Source organism: Rhodoferax ferrireducens (assembly GCF_049302455.1).
GTDB classification, from domain to species: domain Bacteria; phylum Pseudomonadota; class Gammaproteobacteria; order Burkholderiales; family Burkholderiaceae_C; genus Rhodoferax; species Rhodoferax ferrireducens_B.
This window is the reverse complement of record NZ_JBAQMD010000106.1, coordinates 1-8867: the sequence shown is the minus strand read 5'-3', so window position 1 is coordinate 8867 and position 8867 is coordinate 1. Positions and strand designations below refer to the sequence as shown.

At 61.3% G+C, this 8867-nt stretch carries 16 protein-coding genes; all 16 read right to left on the bottom strand.

Going from position 1 to position 8867, the window contains the following annotated elements; all coding sequences use genetic code 11:
• Window positions 1–90: 90 nt before the first annotated feature.
• Window positions 91–384 carry a hypothetical protein gene (locus WA157_RS17745; protein WP_422622230.1) on the bottom strand — a complete coding sequence of 98 codons (294 nt, stop codon included), beginning with the start codon at window positions 382–384 and terminating at the stop codon, window positions 91–93.
• Window positions 385–412: 28 nt separating this feature from the next.
• Window positions 413–571, bottom strand: a complete 159-nt coding sequence (locus tag WA157_RS17740; protein WP_422622229.1) for a DUF3309 family protein — start codon at window positions 569–571, stop codon at window positions 413–415.
• A gap of 110 nt (window positions 572–681) precedes the next feature.
• Window positions 682–966, bottom strand: coding sequence for a hypothetical protein (locus tag WA157_RS17735; protein ID WP_422622228.1), 285 nt, complete (start codon window positions 964–966; stop codon window positions 682–684).
• A gap of 243 nt (window positions 967–1209) precedes the next feature.
• The gene (locus WA157_RS17730; protein ID WP_422622227.1) at window positions 1210–2097 is read right to left on the bottom strand and encodes a KPN_02809 family neutral zinc metallopeptidase; all 888 of its coding nucleotides are present in this window, start codon (window positions 2095–2097) and stop codon (window positions 1210–1212) included.
• Between the two features lie 49 nt (window positions 2098–2146).
• Window positions 2147–2410, bottom strand: a complete 264-nt coding sequence (locus WA157_RS17725; RefSeq protein WP_422622226.1) for a DUF3144 domain-containing protein — start codon at window positions 2408–2410, stop codon at window positions 2147–2149.
• A gap of 15 nt (window positions 2411–2425) precedes the next feature.
• The gene (locus WA157_RS17720) at window positions 2426–2827 is read right to left on the bottom strand and encodes a phage holin family protein (protein WP_422622225.1); all 402 of its coding nucleotides are present in this window, start codon (window positions 2825–2827) and stop codon (window positions 2426–2428) included.
• A 181-nt stretch (window positions 2828–3008) separates the two neighbouring features.
• Window positions 3009–3797, bottom strand: a complete 789-nt coding sequence (locus tag WA157_RS17715; protein WP_422622224.1) for a sulfate/molybdate ABC transporter ATP-binding protein — start codon at window positions 3795–3797, stop codon at window positions 3009–3011.
• 13 nt (window positions 3798–3810) lie between these two features.
• Window positions 3811–4560, bottom strand: a complete 750-nt coding sequence (gene modA, locus WA157_RS17710; protein WP_422622223.1) for a molybdate ABC transporter substrate-binding protein — start codon at window positions 4558–4560, stop codon at window positions 3811–3813.
• Between the two features lie 19 nt (window positions 4561–4579).
• Window positions 4580–5254, bottom strand: coding sequence for a molybdate ABC transporter permease subunit (modB, locus tag WA157_RS17705; RefSeq protein WP_422622222.1), 675 nt, complete (start codon window positions 5252–5254; stop codon window positions 4580–4582).
• Between the two features lie 33 nt (window positions 5255–5287).
• Window positions 5288–5695, bottom strand: a complete 408-nt coding sequence (locus WA157_RS17700; protein WP_422622221.1) for a nitrogen fixation protein NifQ — start codon at window positions 5693–5695, stop codon at window positions 5288–5290.
• A gap of 18 nt (window positions 5696–5713) precedes the next feature.
• A complete protein-coding gene (gene fdxB / locus WA157_RS17695; RefSeq protein WP_422622220.1) occupies window positions 5714–6022 on the bottom strand; it encodes a ferredoxin III, nif-specific in 309 nt (102 codons plus the stop codon).
• Between the two features lie 26 nt (window positions 6023–6048).
• A complete protein-coding gene (locus WA157_RS17690) occupies window positions 6049–6249 on the bottom strand; it encodes a CCE_0567 family metalloprotein (RefSeq protein WP_422622219.1) in 201 nt (66 codons plus the stop codon).
• A 2-nt stretch (window positions 6250–6251) separates the two neighbouring features.
• Window positions 6252–6740 carry a NifX-associated nitrogen fixation protein gene (locus WA157_RS17685; RefSeq protein WP_422622218.1) on the bottom strand — a complete coding sequence of 163 codons (489 nt, stop codon included), beginning with the start codon at window positions 6738–6740 and terminating at the stop codon, window positions 6252–6254.
• On the bottom strand, window positions 6737–7147 hold the full coding sequence (gene nifX / locus WA157_RS17680; RefSeq protein WP_422622217.1) for a nitrogen fixation protein NifX: 411 nt from the start codon (window positions 7145–7147) through the stop codon (window positions 6737–6739). The genes WA157_RS17685 and nifX overlap by 4 nt, the downstream gene beginning before the upstream one ends.
• Before the next feature lie 25 nt (window positions 7148–7172).
• Window positions 7173–8573: a nitrogenase iron-molybdenum cofactor biosynthesis protein NifN gene (gene nifN / locus WA157_RS17675; RefSeq protein WP_422622216.1), complete on the bottom strand. Its 1401-nt coding sequence runs from the start codon at window positions 8571–8573 to the stop codon at window positions 7173–7175.
• Between the two features lie 2 nt (window positions 8574–8575).
• Window positions 8576–8867 (bottom strand): nitrogenase component 1 (locus WA157_RS17670; RefSeq protein ID WP_422622215.1); only part of this gene is annotated, 292 nt, incomplete at its 5' end.

The window sequence follows — 8867 nt, the reverse complement described above, 5'->3', positions numbered from 1 at the left end:
CACGACAGCACACCGTGCATGTTGACCGCGTAACGATTGAGCAGTTGTGTTTCCATGATCGTGCCCCGTTAGCTATGAAGTGGCATGGTATTACTTGTTTGGTTCCGGCTCGTCCGGCTTAGGTAGTACAAAAAGCCAGCGTGGGTGATCCAGGCCGCTGGCGAACGCGTTCACGCGCGTGCCCGGTGCCGCCTGCGGCATCGCACCAGGCAGCCAGCCCTTGGCGGGCGCGATGTTCACCGTTGGAATCAGCGTGCGCTGTGGCGCTGGCAAGGTCGGCTTCGGCCCGATGCCGGCTGAAATTGGCAGCGTGGCCATCTCACCGCAGGCGGCGAGTGCCAATACCACCGCGCCAATCAGCGCGGAGCTTGAGCGAGGACGCATCAACCAGCCCGTCGGGCAAAATGACCTGTCACAGACGCCCCATCAACAGCAGCACAATGATGATGACCACCACCAGACCCAACGCACCACTGGGTCCGTAGCCCCAACTCCTGCTGTGCGGCCAGGTTGGCATAACCCCAACCAGCATCAGGATCAGAATGATGAGAAGTAGGGTTCCGAGGCTCATGGCTTTCTCCTTGACGTGTTGTAAAAGCAATCATGACGCGCTGCACCCGCAAACGATGTCAGACGAACAACTGAGCTGATGTAGGAAAAGGCATATTCTGGTGTCGGTAGTTAGCAATCAATTATTCTGCAGGCGCAGCCTTTGACGCGGCAAGTCACCAGGAAGCAACCGCCATCACGGCGTTCCGCCAGTCCGCCTGAATCATTGGGGTGGTAACGTGTATCCATTCCGCAGGATAATCTGTTGCCAGATGGTGAATATATTGGAGCAAAGTCAAAGAAGTAAGGGGCGCCCATGTTGAATTTTTTCAGGAATTCAAAAGTTGTAATGAGCAGACCAACGCAAACAGAAGCACTCAACAAGACTTCATCCACAGCCAAGGAGAGGCGACTCATACCGCGGCCTCTCCCACTTCCTGAAGTGGTTGAAGGCAACGAGGAGTCTGATTGGTCCTTGTGGCAGGAATCCGTTGCGTTTCATGACAGTAAGATGCCGGCCGTATGGCCTGCTACAGTGCCCGACCAACTGCATGAAGCCACGCCCAGCATAGAGTCAACAGCCATTGACCCTTTTGCCTCGGTTCACAAAAATTCCACATAGCTATTGGCCCCAATGGGCCTCAATTAGCCAATTTGTGTTTACAGACTCCGGGCGCTGAAGGTGTCACAGGTCTGGATACTGCCGTTCTTGAGCCCCGCATCAAACCAGCGCTGGCGTTGGGCGCTGGTGCCGTGGGTGAAGCTCTCGGGCACCGTGGCGCCACCGCTGGAACGCTGCAAGGCGTCGTCGCCAATTTTGGCCGCTGCGTTCATGGCTTCTTCCACGTCGCCCTGCTCCAGAATCTGGCGCGCGCTCTGGGCGTGGTTGGCCCACACGCCAGCAAAGCAGTCGGCCTGCAACTCAAGCTTCACGCTCAGGGTGTTGTAGTCGGCCGTGCTAACGCGTTCACGCATCTGGTCCATCTTGGCACTGATGCCGAGCAGGTTTTGCACATGGTGGCCCACCTCGTGGGCAATCACATAGGCCTGGGCAAAATCGCCGGGCGCACCAAGCCTGTTTTTCAGGGTTTCGTAAAAACCGAGGTCGATGTACACCCGTTGATCGCCAGGGCAGTAGAAAGGCCCCATCGCCGCCTGTCCCTGACCGCAGGCGGTTTGCGTCGCACCGCGAAACAGCACCAGTCGGGGTTCCTGATAGGTGCCGCCGCTCTTGGCGAACACGTCTTTCCAGACGTCCTCGGTATCGGCCAGCACCGTGGACACAAAGGCGGCCATGCGGTCATCGGCCGGTGGCTTTTGTGCGGGCGCCTGTTGCTGTACCTGGGCCGACGGTGAGCCGCCACCCCCGCTCAAAAGGCTTAGGATGGTGAGCGGGTTGATGCCAAAAATCCAGCCGGCCAGCAGCGCCACCACGACGGTGCCAATGCCGATGCTGCGCCCGCCCAGCAGGCCGCCCCCAAAACCACTGCCGCCCTCATTGCGCCGGTCGTCGACGTTGTCAGACTCTCGATTGCCTTCCCACTTCATGATGACTCCGATCGCAATTCAGTTAATGTGCCGACGGCGTTACTGGTCTCTAGCCCTGTGGTTTGACCACAGGTCCGACAACACCCTCCATGTTTGAGATAAGCGCTTTACGGTACTCCGACACGTAAAACTCCACCGCCTTCTCGCGATCTTGTTCCGCACCATTGCGGGACACGAAATTGAAGGCGTTATACCGACCAGCGGCGAACAAAATTGCGGCGCTTACCTCTCCGTCGTTTCCGCCCTCGGCCAATCGGTTGGCAAGATGAATGAACTCGTCAACGAGCTTGAGGAATTCTGGAGGGTAGGCCATGGTGATCTTTCTTCGTCAGAGCCACATGCCGCTGTGGGGCATCTGAATATCGTGCGCCGGACTGTCACTGGGCAAGATAGCGCCAATCGCGAAACTGAGCACGGAAATGAAAATACTGGCAAAAAACGCGGTCCAGAAGCCTGAGACCTTGAAGCCCGTGACCAGAGACGAAACCAGCAGAATCATCAAGGCGTTGATCACTAGCAGGAACAGGCCGAATGTCAAAAACGTCAACGGCAACGTCAGGACAATGAGCAGCGGTTTGACAACGGCGTTCGCAAAGCCCAGCAGCAGTGCCGATACGATTAACGCAGAGGTACTGCTGAACCGAATTCCCTGGAACAGGAGGCTGGTGACCCAGAGCGAGATCGCTGTGATGCCCCAATGCAGCAGAAAAGGTGAAAGACTGTCGAGCATGAAAGTTTCTTTGGGTGTTCATGGGTTGGCAAGCGCTTCATCATACTGCCCATCCAAGCAGTTGTATTTCCCTCGTTCAGGCTACGAGGCCAGTCCCGGCCCTATCCTGCGATCCACGAATGGATCAGGAAGAGGAGAGAGGATGTACACAAGGTTGACCTATACGCCAAAGTCAGGTGCGTCAGCCATGGGCGGGTACTCTGAGCAGAGTACGCACTGCCCGTTCGCGGGCGCTGGGCGGCGCTACTATGAGCTTGGGCAGCAGTCGCTGAGCGATCTCGCGCCCTTCGCCACGGCGCACATCAACCTCGCGCACTGCCCGGCCGTTTTCAATCACGAAGGCGACGTCGGCCAGGGCCAGCACGTCGTCGATGTCGTGTGTGATCATCACGACCGGCGTCTGCCAGCGTGCACACACCTGCGCCAGTTCCCGCCGCAGGTCTTGCCGCAGCATCGGATTGAGCGCAGCAAACGGCTCGTCCAGCAACAGCACTGCGGGTTCACAGGCCAGTGCCCGCGCCAGCGCAACACGTTGCTGCTGGCCGCCCGAAAGCGTGACCGGCCGACTGTACGCCAGGGTGGTTAGGCCAAAGCTCTGCAGCAGACCGTCCACCCGCGCAGCATCACGGGGCGACGGGCGTTGCCGCCACCAGCTCGTTAGCCCGAAAGCAACGTTCTCCCACACGCTCAAGTGCGGAAATAACGCGTAGTTCTGGAACAGGTAGCCCACGCGTCGCTCGGCCGTCGGCACGTCGATGCCTCGGCTGGCATCGAACAGTGTGCGCCCGCCGATGCGCACATGTCCGGCCGCGGGCCGCAACAGCCCGGCGATGGACTGAAGCGTGAGTGACTTGCCCGCGCCAGAAGGCCCGTAAAGCGCCACCACTGGCGCGTCCGCGGCCAAGCGCACGGCCAGATCAAAACGGCGCGTGCCGTCCGTGACCGAGGTGTTCAGATCGATGTCGATCATCGGGGCATCCTGTTCAGGGCTTGCCGAAGCCGTATTTCGCCAGCACGTCCAGTGCCGGGGGTGTGGCCAGGAAGGCGATGAAGTCTCTCGCCAGCGCCTTGTTCCGGCTCTCGCTCACCACCACCACCGGATAGCTCACCGGTGTGTGGCCCTGCGTCGTGAGCACGATCTTCACCTTGCCGGCGCCGAGCGCAGCGTCGGTGCGGTAGATAAAGCCCGCATCGACTTCGCCGCGCGCGACATAGTCCAGCACCTGGCGCACGTTGTCGGCAAACACGAACTTGGGCTCCAGCACGGACCAGAGCCGGGCCGAGTCCAGCGCCTCCTTGGCATAGCGGCCGGCTGGCACGGTGGCGGCCTTGCCGATGGCGATGCGTTTGACACGGGGGGAAGCCAGGTCGGCGAGCGCCTTGACATCCGGCGCACCTTGCACAGGCACCACCAGCACCACGGTGTTGCGCGCGAAGTCGCGCTTGGAGTCAGCATCCAACAATTTCTGCTCGATGCCGCGCGTGACGGTGGCCTGGTCGGCGCTGGCGATCAAGTCCACCGGCGCGCCCTGGGCGACCTGCTGGAGCAGCACACCTGAAGGCCCGAAGTTGAAACGCAGTGTGACGCCCGGCTTGCCCACTTCGAACTTCGGCGCCAGTTCGGTGAAGACATTGTTCAGGCTGGCGGCGGCCGAGACGGTGAGTTGCTGCGCAGTGGCCAGCAGCGGCAGCATCGCAACCAGAACGGTGCCGAGAAAACGTGTGAAGCACATGGCGAATACTCCAGAAAGGTTAGCGAAGAGACAGGAACCGGCTGGAAGCGACCAGCACTGCGATCGAGATGACTGATGTGACAAGCACAAGCAACAACGCTACGTCGTCCTGACCGGCTTGGACCGCGTCGTAAATCGCCATGGAAAGGGTCTGGGTCTGGTGCGGAATCGAGCCCGCCACCATCAGCGAGGCGCCAAACTCGCCCATGGCACGAGCAAAGGCCAATAGCGTGCCAGCCAGGATGCCGCGCCACGCCAGCGGTAGCGTGACGCGCATGAACACACTCCAGGGTGACTGGCGCAGCGTGCACGCGGCGGCCTCCAACGTGCGGTCGACCCCGGCGAACGCGGCGCTGGCCGACTTGAGCACCAGCGGCAGCGCCACGACGGCCGACGCCACGACCGCGCCATGCCAACTGAAAATGATGGTGTAGTCGAAATGCTCGCGTAGCCAACTGCCCAGCGCGCTGCGCCGCCCGGCAAGTACCAGGATGCCGTAGCCGATTACCGTAGGCGGCAGCACCAGTGGCAGCATGCAGGCCGCCTCCAGCACCGTGCTGCCGGGAAAGCGCCGGCGCGCGAACAGCCAGCCCAGCGCTATGCCGACCACCAGCGCCAGCAGGGTCGCCACACTGGCGACCTGAAGCGACAGGATCAGCGGCGAGCCGTCAAAATTGCGTAGTGAGTCCGACATGGGTGCGACATTCTTTATGTAACGGGCCAGCGTTCAGTGCGGCGCGACGGCCGACGCCTCTTCGGGGCCGAAACACGTTCCGTGGTCGGAGCAGACGCCACAACTCGGTGCCTTGCAGATGAGCAGCTCCTCGCGCAGGCACAACTGTTTGTAGAGAAATTTCTTCCACTTCATGTTGTGTGTGTTGCGGGCGGCGAGGCGAGGAAACCAATGGTCGATCAGCGCCGAGAGTTCGAGCCGCGAAGGCAGTCCAAGGTCTTGCCACAAATGGTTTTCCCCCAGGCTGGCGCAAGCGATGGCCCAGGCAACCGTGTCCACTACCGCGGCGGAACCTGCCGCCGGATCGGCATGGTCGCGCAGCAGGCTCATCAAATCGACAATTTCGTCGCGCCGGGCCTCCATCCGCCCGGCCAGCGCATTCCAGTCAGGTGTCGGAACCATATGCGCATCCATGGTGGCTCACACCAGTGCGGCCGCGTGGCTGTAGCACTTTTTCGGGCAAATCCTGGAGCAGGCGGTGCAGCCGATGCACAGCTCCTGGTGGGCAATCGTCATGACCTTCTTTTCGTATTCCTCGTCGTCATCGTCGTCCAGGTCCACACGAATGCGCTCGCCGTCCTCATTCAGGCCAACGAGTTCGAGCACGCCGCGCGGGCAGACCTTGAAGCAGCGACCGCAACCGATGCATTTTTCTTCGTTCAGGGCCGCCACAAAGGTCGGTGTCCAGGTGGCGCCGCTGGGCAGGGTGACGTTAAAGGTGTTGATCATGGTTGGTTCTCCGTCGTAGGAGGCCTTCAAGATGCTGATGTGGCAGCGGCCTTGCGCGCCTCCATCAGCGCGGCATGGGCGTCGTGACAGTGCTGGGCGACCTCAATGATCTTTTCCCAGTTGGTGGGCAGTTCCTCGGACAGGTCATGCAGGTCCATCTTGGCCTGCGTGGCCCGGGCATTGAGCTTCTTCAGTCGCGTCTTGAGTTCGTCGGCGTCGCTGCTCATGGTCAGGCTCCGTATTGCGCAACGGCCGGATAGGTTCTGATCATGCTCACCGCTTCGTCAAAGAACTTGCTCCCGGCATCGGCCAGTTTGGCCAGCGACGGAAAGCCGAAGCGGTGCACGTCGCGCAGCTGCTTGTTGACCACCACCAAGCGGCCAGCGATCAAGACCATGCGGCCGAAACCTTCGTGGCTCATCTTCATCATGGGCGAGACCATCTGACCCGTCTCGCGCTCGACCGCCACAGCAATCGCGTTGTAGAAAATCTCCAGATGCCACAGCGTCTCGGGGTCCGGGTCACCCAGGATCGGCAAAGCGCGACGCTCCTCGGCGGTGTGGATGTAGGGCTTCAGCAATTCCAGGTCGGTTTTTCCGTCCCAGGTGCCGTGGATGTCCTGCGCACGCAGTTGCTTGACCAGCTGCTGCACAAATGGCAAGGCCATCAGGGTTTCGTTGCTGGCAGGGGCCTCAACAGTGCTTGTTGCTTCAGTCATGGTGTTACCTCGTCATCTTCAAAGTCGAAAGAACGTTCGCTGTCCTTGGCCAGCGCCTTGCGCAACCAGGGCGGTGGCGTGCCCTTGAGCACACCCTGCAATTTCTCCAGAATTTCGGCAATCGATTCCGGTTGCGACACCTTGATGGGGTGGATCTTCATGGCCACCACGCGCGCCGCGCCGGAGCCACCGATGGCGGCCACGTAGAGAATGGCGACGTCCTTGATCGCTTCCAGCTTGGGGGCAAGCTTGTCCTCGTCGCCGTCTTCCTCCAGCTTGTCGCCGAAGTCGAAGCTCTCGATAAAGCGGTGCCCCTCGGGCGACACGTCATAAACAACGATGCTCTTGGCCCAGCCGAAGTGCGCGTCAACGCGCTCTTTGTCCTGGGTAGCGAAGGCGATTTTCATAAGGCACTCCTGGGTTGAGGTTGAGTCAGGCACTGGCCGTGGCCAGGTTCGTGGGGGTGAGGGTTGAATCGGCGATTGGCACGCCGGTCGCCGCGCGCCGGGCCTCGGGCGTCAGCGGCCAGTCGCCTGGATGGTGGTGCTCAATCCGGTCAATCATGAGGTTGGCAATCTCGAAGATCAGGTCCATGGTGCCGCGGTAGCCCACCATGCGGCGGTGCGCATTGCCAATGCGGTCAAACACCGGAAAGCCGATGCGCAGCAAGGGCTTGTTCAGACGCTCCGCCGCCTGGCGACCATGCGAATGCGTGATCAGCAGGTCGCAGTCGGCAGCACCCGTCTCCAGGTCTTCCAGGTCACCCAGCACGACTTGTTCAGCCGGCAGCAGCGCATGCGCGGGGGACTTGGTGGTGCTGATGCAGCAGCGCAGCTCGGCGCCCATCTCGTGCAACAGACTGCCCACTGCCAGCAGCAAGTCGGGTTCGGCCCCAATCGCCACCTTGACCCCGCCGGTGTAGAAATGACCGTCCAGCATGGCATCCAGCAGCTGGCTGCGTTGACGCCGGTATTTGGTCGGCACGGCACGGCCAGAGAGCTGCGCCAGGCGTTGCAGCAGGCGGTCATTCACCTCCAGCCCGGTCAGGCGCTCGAAGATTTCCAGCGGCGTGCCGGCAATGGTTTGCAGCGCCTCGGCGCCCTCACGCGTCTGCTCGCCCACACCGATGGTGAAGCTTGATGCGCCGGCCGCGCGAATCTCTTCCACGGTCGTGCCGCCCAGCGTGGTGCCGCGCCAGTCGGGCGGAATGTGACCGTCCAGCGAGCCGGAAATATCGGACAGCACGATGACCGAGAGGCCAAAGGCTTCGATGACCTCGCGCAACTCGTCAATGTCACCCGGCGACAGATGGCTGCCGGGCAGCAAGGTGATCTGGTCCGCCTTCACCGGCAGCGGTTTCACCAATGTCTTCACGATGGCGGTGATGGCATGTTTGTAACCATCCTCGAAGGCGCCCACGTAGTCGGGCGTCGAGACGTAGACGATCTCGGTGTCATCGAGTTCGGGCTTGCGCTTGCGTGCCGTCACGATGTAGCCGTCCACATCGTCGCCCTTGGTTTCGGTCAGGCCGGTGGAGCAGATGGCGATGATTTTGGGCGCGGCGCGCTTGCGGATGTTGAGCAGCGCCGCTTCAATGTTGTCGTAGCCGCCGAGGATGGAGGTGACCTCGTTCATGGCCGTGGTCTGCAGCGGGATCGCTTCCTTGAAGTGGCGCACCAGCAGCACCAGGCCGAACGAGGTGCAGCCCTGCGAGCCGTGCATCACCGGCATGCAGGCATCCAGCCCGAGGAAGGCAAAACTCGCGCCCAGCGGCTGGCTCATCTTGAGCGGATTGACCGTGCAGGCTTTTTTGGATTCAACAACGCGCGCCATGTTCATGCCCTCCCGACAGGTGACACCGCACCCAGGGTTTCGCCATCGTCACCCCAGGGCGCGGGGATGCGCACCTGTTGCCAGACCGGGTTGTAGATGGCGCGGTCAATCTCGCGCACCAGCTCGACCATGCCTTCATACCCACCGTAGGGGTGATGACGTTCCTGGTTGATGTCCAGCCAGGGCATGCGCGCTTTGAGTGCCACAAACTGCGAGCGGCCACCGGACAACATGATGTCGGCGCGGGCGTCGCGCAGCATGTTGTACATCTCGCGCGGCGTCATGTCGTCGATC

What these genes read in the sequence shown, in the direction of transcription:
- nifN (WP_422622216.1), bottom strand. Translation starts at nt 8,573, where the DNA reads ATGGCGCGCGTTGTTGAATCCAAAAAAGCCTGCACGGTCAATCCGCTC.
- WA157_RS17735 (WP_422622228.1), bottom strand. Translation starts at nt 966, where the DNA reads ATGAGTCGCCTCTCCTTGGCTGTGGATGAAGTCTTGTTGAGTGCTTCT.
- WA157_RS17745 (WP_422622230.1), bottom strand. Translation starts at nt 384, where the DNA reads ATGCGTCCTCGCTCAAGCTCCGCGCTGATTGGCGCGGTGGTATTGGCA.
- WA157_RS17720 (WP_422622225.1), bottom strand. Translation starts at nt 2,827, where the DNA reads ATGCTCGACAGTCTTTCACCTTTTCTGCTGCATTGGGGCATCACAGCG.
- modB (WP_422622222.1), bottom strand. Translation starts at nt 5,254, where the DNA reads ATGTCGGACTCACTACGCAATTTTGACGGCTCGCCGCTGATCCTGTCG.
- WA157_RS17725 (WP_422622226.1), bottom strand. Translation starts at nt 2,410, where the DNA reads ATGGCCTACCCTCCAGAATTCCTCAAGCTCGTTGACGAGTTCATTCAT.
- WA157_RS17690 (WP_422622219.1), bottom strand. Translation starts at nt 6,249, where the DNA reads ATGAGCAGCGACGCCGACGAACTCAAGACGCGACTGAAGAAGCTCAAT.
- WA157_RS17715 (WP_422622224.1), bottom strand. Translation starts at nt 3,797, where the DNA reads ATGATCGACATCGATCTGAACACCTCGGTCACGGACGGCACGCGCCGT.
- fdxB (WP_422622220.1), bottom strand. Translation starts at nt 6,022, where the DNA reads ATGATCAACACCTTTAACGTCACCCTGCCCAGCGGCGCCACCTGGACA.
- WA157_RS17700 (WP_422622221.1), bottom strand. Translation starts at nt 5,695, where the DNA reads ATGGTTCCGACACCTGACTGGAATGCGCTGGCCGGGCGGATGGAGGCC.
- WA157_RS17685 (WP_422622218.1), bottom strand. Translation starts at nt 6,740, where the DNA reads ATGACTGAAGCAACAAGCACTGTTGAGGCCCCTGCCAGCAACGAAACC.
- modA (WP_422622223.1), bottom strand. Translation starts at nt 4,560, where the DNA reads ATGTGCTTCACACGTTTTCTCGGCACCGTTCTGGTTGCGATGCTGCCG.
- nifX (WP_422622217.1), bottom strand. Translation starts at nt 7,147, where the DNA reads ATGAAAATCGCCTTCGCTACCCAGGACAAAGAGCGCGTTGACGCGCAC.
- WA157_RS17730 (WP_422622227.1), bottom strand. Translation starts at nt 2,097, where the DNA reads ATGAAGTGGGAAGGCAATCGAGAGTCTGACAACGTCGACGACCGGCGC.
- WA157_RS17740 (WP_422622229.1), bottom strand. Translation starts at nt 571, where the DNA reads ATGAGCCTCGGAACCCTACTTCTCATCATTCTGATCCTGATGCTGGTT.